This is a genomic window from Chitinophagales bacterium (genome assembly GCA_020636535.1).
Lineage (GTDB): Bacteria > Bacteroidota > Bacteroidia > Chitinophagales > JADIYW01 > JADJSS01.
Map to the genome: position 1 here is coordinate 468,667 of JACJXT010000011.1, position 17,472 is coordinate 486,138.

General features: G+C 34.5%; 12 protein-coding genes. 9 read left to right on the forward strand and 3 right to left on the reverse strand.

What is annotated here, in order from left to right; all coding sequences use genetic code 11:
• The first annotated feature begins 15 nt into the window (after window positions 1-15).
• The 4 genes from H6553_02435 to rocD all read left to right on the forward strand — a co-directional run bounded on the left by H6553_02435 (window position 16) and on the right by rocD (window position 9,419).
• On the forward strand, window positions 16-4,473 hold the full coding sequence (locus H6553_02435) for a gliding motility-associated C-terminal domain-containing protein (protein MCB9032673.1): 4,458 nt from the start codon (window positions 16-18) through the stop codon (window positions 4,471-4,473).
• Between the two features lie 145 nt (window positions 4,474-4,618).
• Complete coding sequence (locus H6553_02440) at window positions 4,619-5,596, forward strand: type IX secretion system membrane protein PorP/SprF (GenBank protein ID MCB9032674.1); 978 nt, start codon at window positions 4,619-4,621, stop codon at window positions 5,594-5,596.
• Window positions 5,597-5,619: 23 nt separating this feature from the next.
• A complete protein-coding gene (locus H6553_02445) occupies window positions 5,620-8,097 on the forward strand; it encodes an OmpA family protein (GenBank protein MCB9032675.1) in 2,478 nt (825 codons plus the stop codon).
• A gap of 77 nt (window positions 8,098-8,174) precedes the next feature.
• The gene (gene rocD / locus H6553_02450; protein ID MCB9032676.1) at window positions 8,175-9,419 is read left to right on the forward strand and encodes an ornithine--oxo-acid transaminase; all 1,245 of its coding nucleotides are present in this window, start codon (window positions 8,175-8,177) and stop codon (window positions 9,417-9,419) included.
• A gap of 135 nt (window positions 9,420-9,554) precedes the next feature.
• Here rocD and H6553_02455 read toward each other — a convergent pair whose 3' ends face one another.
• Window positions 9,555-10,445: an EamA family transporter gene (locus H6553_02455; protein ID MCB9032677.1), complete on the reverse strand. Its 891-nt coding sequence runs from the start codon at window positions 10,443-10,445 to the stop codon at window positions 9,555-9,557.
• A 193-nt stretch (window positions 10,446-10,638) separates the two neighbouring features.
• On the opposite strand from H6553_02455, the gene H6553_02460 reads away from it, so the two are divergent.
• From H6553_02460 to H6553_02475, 4 genes are all read left to right on the forward strand, one after another.
• Entirely contained in the window at window positions 10,639-10,974 is a 336-nt protein-coding gene (locus H6553_02460) for a DUF962 domain-containing protein (protein ID MCB9032678.1), read from the forward strand.
• Window positions 10,975-11,064: 90 nt separating this feature from the next.
• Window positions 11,065-11,889 carry a hypothetical protein gene (locus tag H6553_02465; GenBank protein ID MCB9032679.1) on the forward strand — a complete coding sequence of 275 codons (825 nt, stop codon included), beginning with the start codon at window positions 11,065-11,067 and terminating at the stop codon, window positions 11,887-11,889.
• Between the two features lie 56 nt (window positions 11,890-11,945).
• A complete protein-coding gene (locus tag H6553_02470) occupies window positions 11,946-13,421 on the forward strand; it encodes a HAMP domain-containing histidine kinase (GenBank protein MCB9032680.1) in 1,476 nt (491 codons plus the stop codon).
• Between the two features lie 3 nt (window positions 13,422-13,424).
• Window positions 13,425-14,126: a response regulator transcription factor gene (locus tag H6553_02475; GenBank protein MCB9032681.1), complete on the forward strand. Its 702-nt coding sequence runs from the start codon at window positions 13,425-13,427 to the stop codon at window positions 14,124-14,126.
• Window positions 14,127-14,638: 512 nt separating this feature from the next.
• On the opposite strand, the gene H6553_02480 is transcribed toward H6553_02475, so the two are convergent.
• Together H6553_02480 and H6553_02485 are read right to left on the reverse strand one after the other, a co-directional pair.
• Entirely contained in the window at window positions 14,639-15,532 is an 894-nt protein-coding gene (locus H6553_02480) for a bile acid:sodium symporter family protein (GenBank protein MCB9032682.1), read from the reverse strand.
• A gap of 1 nt (window position 15,533) precedes the next feature.
• Window positions 15,534-16,571, reverse strand: coding sequence for a TauD/TfdA family dioxygenase (locus tag H6553_02485; GenBank protein ID MCB9032683.1), 1,038 nt, complete (start codon window positions 16,569-16,571; stop codon window positions 15,534-15,536).
• Between the two features lie 59 nt (window positions 16,572-16,630).
• Here H6553_02485 and H6553_02490 point away from each other — a divergent pair, with 59 nt between their 5' ends.
• Window positions 16,631-17,170, forward strand: coding sequence for a GNAT family N-acetyltransferase (locus H6553_02490; protein ID MCB9032684.1), 540 nt, complete (start codon window positions 16,631-16,633; stop codon window positions 17,168-17,170).
• The last annotated feature ends 302 nt before the right edge of the window (window positions 17,171-17,472 follow it).

Consider the following 17,472-nt stretch of genomic DNA (forward strand, 5'->3'; position numbering starts at 1 on the left):
CTAAAAAAGAAAACTATGAGCAATAAAATAGCTTACTTAAATTTTAAATGCCTACTAATAGTAATACTTACTATTATGGTGCAGCAGTTAAATGCACAGTCATTTAATTTAACTGCACCCATAGGTAATAGTAATTACCAATGGTACAATGCAAGTGGAGCAATTAGTGGAGCAACTAGCAACACATTAACCAATGTACAAGCAGCTGGGCTGTATTATGCAGAGTATACGCCAGTAGGTAAAATGGGCTGTTCCAAAAAAACAGATCTCTTTATCTTGCTAAGTAGAACAACTTCTTGCGGAGATACAAATATGATTATCAATGCAGGAACTGTAACAACACTTTCGGCAACTTACCAATGGTATAAAAATGGTGTTCTTCTAAGTGGAGAAACTGGTAGTACACTTTCTGTAAGTGCAGCAGATACTGGCTTAATCTATGCTAAAGTAGCACCACTCGGTTGCGATACTATTGAAACAGAGCATTTTATTGTCAAACTTTTAAATTTAGATACAACAACAAACTACTATGCACTTTGTTACGGCGATAGTATTATCGTAGGGTCAAGTGTATATAAAACAGGGGGTACATTTACAGATGTACTAACAAATATAAATGGATGCGATAGCATCATCAATTCTATTATTACATTAGATTTATGCCTTACAGACACCTTGCCAACACTACCAGTATGTGATACCTGTACTAATACCATATGTTTAGATACGATTTTTGATATCACTAATGGTCACTGGACACTGTGCGATGGAACACAAGAAGCAACAAGTGGACTAGGTGCATACAGTATAGACAGCAGCACTGGTTGTGTAACATATACCTCAAACGGAACGATAGGCAAAGACACCCTATGTATCATAGTATGTGATACGCTAGGGGAAGTATGCGATAGCGTACCAGTAATAATAGGAATTATACCAACAACAGAAGAAGTGACAGACAGTACGACAATCGGTACGACCGACAGCTTATGTGTACAGATAGAAGACGGCATGTCCGCAGACGATGTATCAATAGTATTGTGCAACGGAGCACTAGACAACATCACGATGCCAACCACCACTATCAATGGTAGTTGTGTTATGGTAAGTTATACAGGCACAGACATAGGCGAAGATGAGTTCTGTGTAGTGATATGCGATACGATACTAGGGGTATGTGATACCACCACAGTAGTAATCACAGTAACAGCAACAGACACCTTGCCAACACTACCAGTATGTGATACCTGTACTAATACCATATGTTTAGATACGATTTTTGATATCACTAATGGTCACTGGACACTGTGCGATGGAACACAAGAAGCAACAAGTGGACTAGGTGCATACAGTATAGACAGCAGCACTGGTTGTGTAACATATACCTCAAACGGAACGATAGGCAAAGACACCCTATGTATCATAGTATGTGATACGCTAGGGGAAGTATGCGATAGCGTACCAGTAATAATAGGAATTATACCAACAACAGAAGAAGTGACAGACAGTACGACAATCGGTACGACCGACAGCTTATGTGTACAGATAGAAGACGGCATGTCCGCAGACGATGTATCAATAGTATTGTGCAACGGAGCACTAGACAACATCACGATGCCAACCACCACTATCAATGGTAGTTGTGTTATGGTAAGTTATACAGGCACAGACATAGGCGAAGATGAGTTCTGTGTAGTGATATGCGATACGATACTAGGGGTATGTGATACCACCACAGTAGTAATCACAGTAACAGCAACAGACACCTTGCCAACACTACCAGTATGTGATACCTGTACTAATACCATATGTTTAGATACGATTTTTGATATCACTAATGGTCACTGGACACTGTGCGATGGAACACAAGAAGCAACAAGTGGACTAGGTGCATACAGTATAGACAGCAGCACTGGTTGTGTAACATATACCTCAAACGGAACGATAGGCAAAGACACCCTATGTATCATAGTATGTGATACGCTAGGGGAAGTATGCGATAGCGTACCAGTAATAATAGGAATTATACCAACAACAGAAGAAGTGACAGACAGTACGACAATCGGTACGACCGACAGCTTATGTGTACAGATAGAAGACGGCATGTCCGCAGACGATGTATCAATAGTATTGTGCAACGGAGCACTAGACAACATCACGATGCCAACCACCACTATCAATGGTAGTTGTGTTATGGTAAGTTATACAGGCACAGACATAGGCGAAGATGAGTTCTGTGTAGTGGTTTGTGACAATACACTAGGTGTATGTGATACCACCACAGTAGTAATCACAGTAACAGCAACAGACACCTTGCCAACACTACCAGTATGTGATACCTGTACTAATACCATATGTTTAGATACGATTTTTGATATCACTAATGGTCACTGGACACTGTGCGATGGAACACAAGAAGCAACAAGTGGACTAGGTGCATACAGTATAGACAGCAGCACTGGTTGTGTAACATATACCTCAAACGGAACGATAGGCAAAGACACCCTATGTATCATAGTATGTGATACGCTAGGGGAAGTATGCGACACATTGGTAATAGAAGTGCCAATTATTCCATCTGTAGAAATGATATATGATACATTAAGAGTGAATTCAACTAATGACATTTGTGTAGTAATCGAAGACGGCATGTCCGCAGACGATGTATCAATAGTATTGTGCAACGGAGCACTAGACAACATCACGATGCCAACCACCACTATCAATGGTAACTGTGTAAATGTGACATATACAGGAACAGATATAGGAGAAGATCAGTTCTGTGTAGTGGTTTGTGACAATACACTAGGTGTATGTGATACGACTAGTGTATTAGTAAATGTAATTCCTCTTATTGATACAATTTATGATACAGTGTATAATAAAGATTCTATAGTTATTTGTTTAGATACAATCTGCTATGATGGCGTAAATAATCCAATAATTCAAGTAGCTAAGATAATAGATGGTGCAGTTATTGGTATAGTTTATAGAGATGATTGGGATTTTGATACTTCTTCAAATTGTTTTATTTATTATTTAGATGATGAGGTGGGAGTAGATACTATAGTCTTTATCAGTTGTGATACTACAGTCATTATCATTAATAAGCTACCAACCACGGAGACGATATATGATACAGGTGTGATATCAACACTAGATACGATATGTGTTGAGATAGAGCCAATGATGAGTAATATTGTAACGGAAATAGTGTTGTGTAGTCATAATAATAATAGTAGCAATATCTATAATGTAAATGATGACGGTTGTGTTGTAATAGATAGGAGTGATTTAGGAGGGTTTGGATTAGATACATTATGTATCATAAAGAAAGATACTATTACAGGTATAATAGATACTACAATATTAATTGTCAGTAATCTGCCTTCAGTAGACACTATCCTTGACACGACCTGTTATGGATGTCCGGTAACAGTATGTTTAGATACTACACAGTTATCAGGCACGGTAACGAGTATTACTACATGCGATGGTAATGCAAATGTAGAGATAACAGGTACAGATCCATGTATAGTATATACACCAGAGGATGGCTTTACAGGCAACGATACGATATGTATTACAGTATGCGATGACTTAGGCATGTGCGATACAACTATCATCATTATTACAGTAGAAGAACCAAAAGATACTATAAGAGAGATAATACCAATCAACGAGACAGACAGTATCTGTGGTGAATTCATACTACCAACGGGAACTGATATAACGATAACAGCATGCACAGGAGCGACAGCAGGCGTAGAAGACTATATTAGTTGGTACATTAATGAGGAAGGTTGCTTGGTTTACACGGCAGGTGATGTTAAGGGAACAGATACACTATGTATAAGTGCATGTAATGAGGACGGCGAATGCTTCGAGACTACGGTTATCATCACGGTAACAGGCGTGCCACCAGTAGCAAATAATGATACAGTGGTAACCGATGTAAACACACCAATTACAATAACGGTACTAGGTAATGACGAACAAACCGATAGTGATCCACTACAAGTATGTAGTCCAGAAGGTATCATTACAGCACCAGAGCATGGAAGTGTGGTAGTGAATACAGACGGCACGATAACCTATACACCACAGGTAGACTACAGAGGAGTAGACAGCTTCCAGTATGTAATCTGCGATCCAGATGGTAACGATACAGCATGGGTATTTATAGAGATAGAAAGCTGTATCATACCAAATGCGATCTCACCAAACGGAGATGGTATCAACGATACTTGGTACATACCATGTATAGAAGAGTCAGTAGATGTAGTGTTATGCGTTTACAACCGATGGGGCATAGAGGTGTATAGAAACGAGGCATATAGCAACTTGTCTGGCTGGGATGGCGAGTACAAAGGAGCACCACTACCAGATGGTACTTACTACTATGTGTTGAAATACTTAACCAGAGAAGGAGAGCAGGTGAACAAAGCAGGATTTATAGTCATTCACAGGTAATAGATAAGAAAAGAGAGAGAATACCAAAAAGCCAATAAGGCAGCGTGTAATAGAAGGCATGCTGCCCCAAAGGCAAAAAAGGGAACAATAAAAGGAACAAATAAAAAGAAAAGAGATGATAAATAGTCTTAAAGTATTCGGTAAAATGGCGTTGCTACTGTTACTATTACAAGCAGGAGTGGTATACGGACAACAAGAACCACAGTACACGCAGTTCATGTATAACAAGTTGCCAATCAACGCAGGTTACACAGGTTCTAGAGAGGTGCTAAGCATTAGGGCACTGTATAGAAACCAGTGGACAGGCATAGATGGAGCACCACAGACAACGACAGTGAGTATTCACTCACCGTTTAAGAAAGAACACTCAGCCATGGGCTTTTTCTTAGTGAACGACAGACTAGGTGTAACGAACCAAACATGGTTTGATGTAAGTTACGCATACCGAGTACCACTAGGCAAAGGCGTAAAGTTAAGCATTGGTATCAATGCAGGTATACTATGGTATAAGAGCAACTTATCGGAGTTAAATCCATTGGAACAACAAGATCCAGTATTCCAAGAGAATGTAAGTAGAATACTTCCAGATGTAGGAGCAGGACTATATATCTATCACAAGTATTTTTATGTAGGAGCGAGTGTACCTAACTTTATCAAAGGCGACTTGTACAACAAAGACCAAGTAGACGCACTAGCACAGAGTTCACAAGGTAGCTTTACAAGTGCAAGCAGAACACCACACTTTTTTGCACTAGCAGGAGGTGTAATACCAGCAGGTAAGGTACTTAAAATCAGACCACAGATAATGTACAAATACATAGCTAGTGCAGAGCAAAAGATACCACATGAGTTTGACTTTAACTTAAGCTTACTCATTTACGATAGAGTAAACATAGGCGGAACCTATAGAACTGCCTTTCACAACAAGAAGACAGGACTAACGAACAGCGATAGCTTCGATGCACTTTTAGAGGTATGGCCAACCAAACAACTGTTAATAGGCTTTGCCTATGATTATACACTAACCAAACTCGGAGATTATAACAATGGTAGTTATGAAGTGATACTAGGCTATGACTTTGGCTTTGAGAAGAAAAAAGTAATCACACCAAGATATTTTTAAAAAGACCTAAAACAGAAATACAAATGAAAAAGGGACAAAAATATATAAAAAGAGCAATAAAAATAAACATAAGCAAAATAGTACTATTACTTATGATGCTCCTGTTTTTAGGCATGCAAACCAAAGCACAAGTAATAGAAGGCGGTGGAGTTACAGAAAATGCAATAGGAGGCATAAGCAAAGCAGAGAAGTTATACAACGACTTAGCCTACAAAGAAGCGATACCATTATATGAAGATTACCTAAAGAAAAAAGGTGAAGGCGATGTCAAAGCGATGAGCGAGTTAGGCGATTGCTATAGATTAACATCTAACTTTGTACAAGCAGAGTATTGGTATGGCAAAGCAGTAAATGCAGGAGATGAATTAGATCCAAAATACAAGCTATACTACGCACAAATGCTACAGGCAAATGAGAAGTATGAAGAAGCAGCAAAGTGGTATGCCAATTACAAGCAAAGTGTACCAGAAGATAAAAGAGCAGGGAATCAACTCAAAGCAAGTGCGGACTACGGACAGTACTTACTAAGTAGAGATAGATACGAAATACATAATTTAGATTTTAACAGTGGTGGATATGATTTTGGACCATATTACAAAGACGGTGGCTTATACTACTCCTCAAGTAGAGACAGTTCAAAAGCAATAGGCAGAGAACACACATGGACAGGGACACAGTTTTTTGATATGTACTTTGTAGAAGGAAAAGGTACGAAGTTCGATAGCAAGCCAAAACAGCTAAAAGACGATGCCAGTACGAAGTATCACGAAGCAACACCAAGCTTCACACCAGAAGGGAATAAGGTATATTTTACTAGAAACAACTACTATCATGGCAAGACAGGCAAGAGTGATGATAAGATAGTAAAGTTAAAGATATACGAATCGGAGGTGAATGGACTGAAGTGGGAGAAAGACAAAGAGTTTGCCTATAATAACGATGAATATAGTGTAGGACATCCAGCACTTACACCAGATGGTAATACGATGTATTTTATCAGTGATATGCCAGGTGGTTACGGTGGTACAGATGTATATGTAACACAGAAAGAAGGCGAAGGCAGTTGGGGTACACCAAAGAACTTAGGACCAGAAATCAACACAGAAGGCATGGAGATGTTTCCGTATGTAGATAAAGATAATAACCTATATTTTGCTAGTGATGGACATGGCGGATTAGGCGGTCTAGACATCTTTAGAACGAAAGTAGACGCAAAGACAGACAAAGTAGGTAAGATAAGAAACATAGGAGCACCAATCAACAGTTCGTATGATGACTTTGGCTTGGTGTATGGCGAAGACAAAAGCACAGGATACTTTACATCGAACAGAGAAGGTGGACATGGCTTAGATGACATTTATAGCTTTGAGGATGATGGCATATATTTAGAAGGAATAGTAGTAGATGCACAAACAGGCGAGCCGATATGTGAGAGTAAAGTAAAGATGATTGCCAAAACTACGAGCAGTGAAGAAGGAAGAACAGAAACGGAATGTGATGGAGAGTTTGAGTTTGGAGTGATTAAGAATATGGATTACTGTTTTGAGGCGAGTGCAGAAGGTTATGCAAGCAACAATAGTGTGTGTGCTACAACCAAAGGCGTAGAGCCAGGTGGAACAGTATTTGTAAAAATACCATTAGAGAAGAGCAAAGAATATGCTATGAGTATAACAGTACTAGGTAAGAGCTTAGAGAGCTTAAACACACCAAATACTACGACACCAGAAAGCATAGAAAACATAGACAACAAAACACCAGAGAATACCCATCCACTGGCAGGAGCGAAGATACTATTGTCTAGCAAGTGTGAAGGATGGACAAAAGCACTAGTAGCAGATGAGAATGGTAAGATATGCGAGATAGTAAGATGCGACTGTGATTACATAGTAGTAGCCAACAAAGAAGGATACCTACCAGGATATACAGAAGTAATCAAAGATGATGGCGATTGTAAGATAGACATGAGATGTGGTGTTAATCCAAAAGAAGTAGAAGTAATACTAGATCCAATACCAGGTGGTATGATAGACACAGATGGCGATGGCATACCAGACAGCTATCCAGATGGCGAGAAATCAGAACCAATCGTACTAAAAGACATATACTATGACTTTGACAAGTGGTACATAAGAGAAGAGAGTGAAGGCGACTTAAACAAGTTACTTAGCTTCATGCAAGAGAACCCAAGTGTGATAGTAGAAATTGGCTCACATACCGACTCAAGAGCACCATATGATTATAACATCAAGCTATCGCAACGCAGAGCACAGAGTGTAGTGAACTGGTTGATAGCAAGAGGCATCAGCAAGAATAGACTACAAGCCAAAGGCTATGGTGAAACACAACCAGTAAATGGTTGTACCGATGGTGTACCATGTAGCGAGTACGAACACCAAAGAAACAGAAGAACAGAATTTAGAATAGTAGGTGGTGGCTACGACTTCAAATCACTACAAAGATTTGATATGCAAGTCAACCCATGTAGAGACTGCCCATTCTAAGAAGGAGAGTAGTTTCTAAGTGGAAAGGTTTTGTTTACTTTCTTTCTGTTTTTTATTAATTTTACAAAAAACAGAACATGAAAGATAGTGCTTATTACATTGGACTAGAAGATAAATTTGGTGCACATAATTATCATCCATTACCAGTAGTACTAAATAAAGGAAAAGGCATTTTTGTTTGGGATGTAGATGGTAAAAAGTACTTCGATTTTTTGTCGGCATACTCTGCTGTCAATCAAGGACATTGTCATCCAAAAATAATAAATGCATTACAAGAACAAGCAGAACAACTAACACTTACATCAAGAGCTTTCTATAATGATGCACTAGGAGCATACGAACAATACATTACACAGCTTTTAGGTTACGATAAGGTATTGCCAATGAATACTGGAGTTGAAGGTGGTGAAACTGCTATCAAGTTAGCAAGAAAATGGGCTTACGAAGTAAAAGGCGTAGAAGAAAATAAAGCTAAAATTATTTTTGCCAACAATAATTTTATGGGACGAACCATTGCTGCTGTTTCTGCCTCAACAGATCCAAGTTCATACAAAGGTTTTGGTCCATTTGTTCCTGGATTTGAAAAAATTCCTTATAACGATATTCCTGCTTTAGAGCAAGCATTGCAAGACAAAACAGTAGCTGCATTTTTTGTAGAACCAATACAAGGCGAAGCTGGTGTAATTGTTCCTGATGATGGTTATCTACAACAAGTTCGTGCTTTGTGTACACAATATAATGTATTGTTTATTGCCGATGAAGTACAAACAGGAATTGCCAGAACTGGAAAAATGATGTGCTGCGACCACGATCATGTAAAACCAGATATTCTTATTTTGGGTAAAGCGTTGAGTGGTGGTGTTATGCCAATAAGTGCAGTTTTAGCTAATGATGAAATTATGTTGTGCATTAAACCAGGCGAACATGGTTCTACTTTTGGTGGAAATCCTTTGGCTTGTAAAGTAGCAATGGCTGCATTAGAAGTCATTCAAGAAGAAAATCTTATTGAAAATGCTGCTACAATGGGCGAGATTTTTAGAAATGAACTCAAAGCATTAAATCATCCATTGGTGAAAGAGATAAGAGGAAAAGGTTTGTTGAATGCAATAGAAATCAAACAAAAGCATGAGTACGATAATGAATGGAACCATGAAGATGAATTGGCTTGGAACTTGTGTTTACACATGCGAGATAATGGATTATTAGCTAAACCTACTCATGGTAATATTATTCGATTTGCACCACCATTAGTTATTAATGAACAACAACTCAATCAAGCATTAGAAATTATAAAATCAGCACTTAATTCAATCGTCGCTTAACAACTCATTGTCGTCATATTGAGCGATAGCGAAATATCTCCTAGGTCAACAGGGAGACTCTTCGTTTCATTCCATTTCACTCAGAGTAGACGGACTTATTCTTATTATTTGTCTGAAGTTTCTTTCTGAAAGATATCAATGCTTTGGTCGGTTAACCGTTTTTTGTACCATTGGATCAATAAAAACAGCTAATAATATAATTAAAGTTCCTATATAAAAGCTAATGGATAATTCTTTGTTTTCTTGAAAAAAAATAGCGGCTAAAATAATACCATAAATTGGTTCTAAATTGTTGATTAAGTTGGTAGCAAAGGCAGTCAATACTTTCAACGATTTTAAATATAAAATATAAGGTAAAATGGTGCAGATTACAGCTAATATTATTAGTAAAATTAAATCTCTACCATCTGGCAAATAAAAACTATTTGGAAAAAATTGCAAGTAGATTGGCATAATTAAACTTAAAAATAAAGCACCACAACCTAATTGTATAAACACCGTAACTTTTGGTGGCGTATGTTGTGTTTCCTTTTTATTGAGCGATGTAAATATTGCTGCTAACAAAGCTGCAAGTAAACCTAAAATCAATCCAATATAATAATTGGTATTAATCGATTGACTGATTAACCATATTCCAGGAATGACCAAAATACCTAATAATAGTTCTGCTTTGTTGAATGGTGTTTTAGTAATTATTGGTTCAATAATAGCCGTAAAAAAAGAAGTCAAAGCCAAGCAACTTAGAGCAACAGAAGCATTAGCATATTTGATAGAACCATAAAAACAAACCCAATGTAATGCTACTAAAATTCCAATAGCACCAACTTTTATAATAGTCGATTGGCTTAATGTTTTTAGTTCTTTATAGATGCTTGGAAAAAATAAAAACAGAACACTTACCATAGTCATTCTGTACCAAACCAAAACCAATTCCGAGTACGAAATTAGTTTACCAAGAATAGCCGTAATTCCCCATAAAAAAACAGCAATGTGTATTTGTAAATATGCCTTTTGTTTAAGTTCCATTTTTCAAGCTCAAAAATACGCTTATTACAAGTATTTTTATTTATTGTTGATATTATTAAATTTTGCACCACTCAGAGTCTCCTTGCAAATGACTCTGAAGAAGAAAGTCCATCGTCTAATATCTTATGTCTAACAATCTATCTAATCTATTTCAATATTTTTGATTAACTTTAAATATAGAAAAGCAACTATCATGGAAAAGAAATATCAATCACTAAAAGCATTTTATCCATATTATTTAACAGAACATAGCAATCCAACCTGTAGAGTGTTGCACTATGTAGGAACAGGTTTAGTTATACTAGCGTTGGTTTGGTTAATCGTTCAACCAACTTGGTGGAAAGTAGCAATGTTGCCTTTATTAGGTTATACTTTTGCTTGGATAGGTCATTTCTTTTTTGAGAAAAATAAACCAGCAACTTTTCAATATCCGTTTTATAGCTTAGCATCAGATTTTATAATGTTCTATCATTTTCTAACTAGACAAATAGACGATAAGCTAGCAGAAGCAAAAGCTACTATTTCATAATCACATTACTTTATTTATCTTAAATATTTTCATTTACTTTGTACCATGTTAAGAGTAGCTGTATTAGTATTTAGTTTGTCATTTTGTTTGATGTCATCAGCAAAAAATGAATACAAACAATGGAATAAAGCCAATCAGTTATTCTTTGATAAAAAGTATAATGAGGCACTAAAAATCTATCAAAAACTAGAAAGCAAACATGATTTACTAGAATTTAAATTACAAATTGCTAGATGCTACTTTTATACCAATAAAAAAATTAGTGCATTGCCTTGGTATGAAAAGGTAATAGAATATCCAAACATTAATATAGAAGCGTATAAAGAATATGCTATTTGTTTAGAGTTAAAGAAAAGAGATGCAGAAGCTTTAGCGTATGAAAAAAAATACAATGAACTAAAAAAAATACAGCAAGTTAATAAAACCAATACACCAATTATCGAATCGTTTGATGCTACTACAAATAAAGAAAAGGTAGATAAAATAAAAACTAAATCTAATAAAGAAAAACTTGCATCAATTAATAAAAAAGCAGTAAAAGATTCTTTAAAAGTTGCGAAAACGGTAGCAGAAGAAAGTATAGTTACAACTAAAACAACAACAAGTAAATCTAAAAAGTCAAAAAAGAACGAAGCAATAGAAGGTTTGTATTACAATATATTTCTCAGTTCATTTTTAAAAGATCCAGGAACTTCTTATTACTACGATATAGAAGCATTAGGTTTGTTTATTAAAGAGAAAGACGGAGACAATACACTATATTACATTGGCAAGTATAAAGACTACGAAACTGCCGAAAAATACTTGCAAAAAATCAAAGAAGCTGGTTATGAAAATGCTTATATTCAAGCATATTATAACAACAAAAAAGTGACTTTAGAAAAAGCTCAGTCGCTAGAAAACAATATTGAATAGCGGTTAAAAATAGTTAATTTAACAATTTGTTTTTCACTTTCAATTATCTTTGAAGTGTGAATAAAAATTTTGTAGCATTTGCTTCTGTTTGTCTTTTCTTAGGATTAATGGGTTTGGCTGTTTTGCAAATAGTTTGGTTGCAGAAAGCAGTAAAATCTCGTGCTCAAGATTTTGATAATGATGTTTTTCAAGCAATGTATGACATGGCTAACGATATTGAAAACATCAATTTAGAACCAATGTTAAATGCAGCATTTAGTCAATCGCACATCAATAATCACATTACATCAAAACTAAACAAACACAACGAAGACTTAATTCTTAATTACTACGACACACTAGGCAACTATAAACAATATGTGTTTCCTAAAGATTCTTTCGATGCAGAAAAATATAGAGCATTAAAATCTAGAATGCTAAAAACGCTACCTATTGAATTTGATAACTTACAAGAATTAATGGCAAAACAAATGATTAGTTTATTGCCAATTAACGAGTGGTTAGATACGAGTAAACTACAAAGTATTATTGATAAAAACTTAGCACATAGAGGAATAAAAACAACGGTACAATATGGTATTACAGAAATGGCACCCAACAATTTTGTACTAATTTCAAAAGGAGTACCACTTGCATTATTGTATAAATCAAAGTACGAAATGGAACTATTTAGTCGTAGTGCTTTTGGTGGACAAAAAACATTAAAATTGCTTTTTCCAGAAAGAGATAAGTACTTATATTTTTCAATGTGGCCAATGATATTGAGTTCTTTGTTTTTCTTCTTGTTAACAGTTGCAGCATTTGGCATGTCGTTTCAAATTATATTTCAACAAAAGAAATTATCAGACATGAAAAATGATTTCATTAGCAATATGACACACGAACTCAAAACACCAATTGCTACTATTTCTTTAGCTAGCGAAATGTTGAGAGATAAATCAATTGCATCTATAGAAAGCAATAGAAGTAAATATGCTAATATCATATATGATGAGAACAAAAGATTAGCCAATCATGTAGAAAATGTACTACAAATTGCCAAGCTAGACAAAGGCGAAATTCAGCTGAATAAAGATTATAGAAATATTAATGAGATAATAGAGTCGGTTGCTAATAGATTTTCTTTAATGCTTGAAGGTTTAAACGGACAAATAGTAATGAACTTTCAAGCAAAAAATAATGTTTTGTATATAGATGAATTACACATCTCTAATATGATAAATAATTTAATAGATAACGCAATAAAATATAATGAAGAAACTCCGTTAATTAAAATTAACACTTTAGACACACCAAAAGGCATACAAATTGAGGTAATAGATAATGGAATTGGTTTATCTAAAGAAAATCAAAATAAAATATTTGATAAATTTTATAGAGTAACCAAAGGCGATGTGCATACTGTAAAAGGTTTTGGTTTAGGTTTGAGTTATGTAAAATCTATTGTAGAAGCACACGAAGGAAAAATTAGTGTAGAAAGCAAATTAAAAGAAGGTTCAAAATTTATAATACAATTACCAATAAATAATTAAGATATGAGTACAACAACAAACAAAAAAGTATTACTAGTAGAAGACGATCCAAATTTAGGCATGTTACTAGAAGAATATTTAAAGCACAAAAACTTTGAGGTAGATTTAAAAAGAGATGGAGCAGAAGGTCTTTTTGCTTATAGAAAAAATAAATATGATATTATATTGCTTGATGTGATGATGCCAAAGAAAGATGGCTTTACTGTAGCAGAAGAAATTAGAGCAGACGATGCCGAAGTGCCTATTATTTTTCTTACAGCTAAGTCGATGAAAGAAGACAAAATTAAAGGTTTAACTATTGGTGCAGACGATTACATTACCAAACCTTTTTCTATGGAAATCTTAGAATTAAAAATGAATGCTATTTTAAGAAGAACAGAAAAAGTAGAAGTTAAACAAGCAGAAAATGAATATTTTGCAGGTAACTCTAGGTTAGATTATAAAAATCATAAATTAATAGTTAAAGGAAAAGAAATAAAATTAACGACTAAAGAAAATGAGTTACTACGACTATTTTTTGAAAGACAAGACGAATTATTAGAGCGAGATATTGCACTAAAACATGTTTGGCAAGACGATAGTTATTTTACTGCAAGAAGTATGGATGTTTTTATATCTAAAATTAGAAAATATCTAAAAGCAGACGATACTTTAACCATCATGAATATTCACGGACAAGGTTACAAGCTAGTAGTTAATAATTAATTTAGTGTAGTTATTAATTATTAACCTGACTTCGATTAATCAAAATAGATAAAGAAACAATACAAAAGAATAAAGCTGTTTTGAATGCTAATTAGTATAAACCCAAATTACGCATTAGAAAAAAATAGGGTTTCATTTTGTTTGTTTTTAAGGTTGCGTAGCTACGCCACGCTTTACTGCTTAAAAGTTAGTGCTAATAAAGTTGAAGTACTACGCACTTTCTATTTAGAACTAGAAGTATGAAATACTTCAATTTGAGTAACCATGTGTATAACTCATAGTATAAAAAGTAGCTACTGCGTAATTTGAGATAAAAACATTTCCGTCTTTACAAGTGAAAGTAGTTTAGTAATATATATCAAAAATATATAGTTTGAGATTGCTTGTCTCTACCTATCGGCAGACATGGTATCGACAGGTAGACCACAATTTTGTTCTCCTTCTCAAAATTTGGCAAAGACAGTCTATCTATCAGTTGATTAATAATTGAATTTATATTGTTAGTGTTTCTATTATACTTTTCTTCTTAATATTGTAGAAAGTATTAATCCAGCAATGATGTGCCAAATTCCCCACCATGCTGCAATTAATGCCATACCACCCATTCCGCCAAAGAAATTAAAAATCAACACTAAACCTAAACCTGCATTTTGAATGCCTGTTTCTATGGTAATGGTTTTTACTGAAGCCATATCTAACTTGGCTAATTTGGCAATTAAATATCCTAAAAAAAATCCAAGTAAATTATGTACCAATACTAATAGTACTATTACTTTTATATATAATTTAAAATTGTCAAAATTATTAACGCAAGCAACAACCAAAAATCCTACAAAAATGATTAAAGAAGTAACAGAGAAAAATTGCTTGGTCTTTTTTGTAAACTCAGGAAAATAATGTCGTACTATCATTCCTAAACACAAAGGAATAGCCAATAACATAAATACACTTTTTAGTAAATCAAAAAAATCTAAATGAATAGTGTGTAGTAATGCATTGGTTGCTTCATACTTACTAGCATAAAAAGCAAAATTTATTGGTGTAAAAAATATAGCTAAAACAGTTGCTATTGCTGTAAGTGTTATAGATAATGCTGTATTACCTTTAGATAAATGTGTAATATAATTGGAGATGTTTCCACCAGGACATGCTGCTACTAAAAACATACCTAATGCCAATGGTGCAGCTGGTTTCCAAAGCAGTACTAGTAAAAATGTAAAAAAAGGAAAAGCAATAAACTGCGAAAATGCACCAACTAAAATTGTTTTAGGTTGCTTTAAAATAAGTTTAAAATCTGCTATAGTAAGATTTAATGCAATGCCAAATAAAATATATCCTAAACAAATATTAAGAAATAATAATCCATTTGGACTAAAATGTACTTGTATATTGTCTAAATCCAAAATATTAAGATGTCCAGCTTACCATCACTTCTCTATCACCAGTATAAGGTAGTCGTCCGTGCGATGTAGAAAAATTATCGATACAAATGATATCACCTTTTTCCCAAGCATAAATTGATAAATTGTCCCAAATTACATCAATAACATGCTCTACATAATCTTCAGGAATTTCGGTATCATCACCAAAAGTAACATGCATACTTTGGTCAAACGGATTTTTGGTTTTCTTTTTCCACCAAGTCAATACTTCTAACAAAGCACTGTATTTAAAAGTTTCCCATCTTTTTTGTCGCTGATGAATTTTCTCATACTCAATAGCCGCAGCATCAACATGAAAAACTTGTGTATGATTAAACCAAACCATTTCTCCAGTTTTTGGATGTATTTTAAAAGCATCACTTTTATTAATCATTCTCAAACCATCATTCTCTTTCCATTCTAGTTGTATATCGTGTAGCTTGGCTTTTTCAGCAATAACCGCTTTATCTTTAGTATGAAATAACTCGTCCCATTTTTTTAATTGAAAAGCACTTTTACTTTTATCATTTGGCGAAGAATAATTTCTAATGTGTTTAACGCCTTTGTTTTCGAAAGCCGTTCGCACTTCATCATTCAATCCTAAATACACTTTTCTAAAATCGCAGATAGGTGTTTCGCCACCATATTCTGGTGCAGTATGACAGTAGAAAAATAATCGTCGTGGTGCAGAAGGCAAAAAACTCATTTCGCAATGTTGCATAATTGGATAATGTGCTGGCAACTCACTAGCAGAAAAAACAAAATCTGTTTTTTTATCTCTAGGAGAAGTTCCCATATAATCATTCTTTAAATCGCTATCAACAGCTTTAGCAACCGCTTCAAAATCTTGTGGCGATTGTATATCGAAATGCTTAAACAAGATTGCACCATGCTTGGTTAAATCATCTTCTACTTGCTGATGATTTTCATTAATCCAATTAATTAATGTTGCTTTTGAGTTATCACCAGAACTTGGTTCAATAATTAATGGTGGTTTATTTTTATCTAAAAAAGATGTTTTCATTGTGCTGTGTATAAATTCATTCCTAATTTAGAAATTATATTTTAGTTTTGGAAACTTATATGAAAATAGCCGTAATTAATTTTGATATTTACTTGACACCATACTACAAAACTGCTTATGTAGAGTTATTTGATTTAATTCAAAAAAATAAACAACGACTGAGTAATAGTTTTTCTAAAATGCTACCACAAAACGAAACGAAAGATAAAAGTTTATTGTTTGTGTTAGATAAAATGAAACAATGGAAACAAAAGAAACAGTTTGCTTTTTTAATTTTTAATAGTGAAGATAAAATTATAGGTCATTTTAATATAAGAGAAATTAATTGGCATAAACAAGAAGCCGAATTGTCGTATTGGTTAGATGAAGCATATGTAGGAAAAGGCACTATGACTGCAATTATACAAACAATGTGCAATTGGTTGTTTACTACTACGACCATAAAACGAGTAATTGCCAAAGTAGTAGTAGGCAATGTTGCTAGTGAAAAAGTATTAAGTAAAAACGGATTTCAGTACGAAGGTACACTTTCAAAAGCATGTAGCAACTATTATAATGAAGCACAAGATGCCAATCAGTTTGCTTTAGAGAAAAGGTAGGTTTCAATTTAAACCATCAACATCCTCTTGTATTTTCTTTCCTAGCAGCGTCTCTGGGCGTAGGTGAAAAAGCGTAGCAGGACTCTGCGTAACAATTGTGTATAAATATGGTATAGCTATACACTTGCAAAACTAATCACCATTAATGTCCTTTACAAGAGATATTGATAGCGTTTAAATATTTGCATACGCAGTGTCCTTTACAAGAGACACTGCTGAGAAGATAATATTTTATACCAAAAAAATACTACAATTTGTTCTTATATTTGTATATTGATGATTGAGTTATATTATTTAGGAAA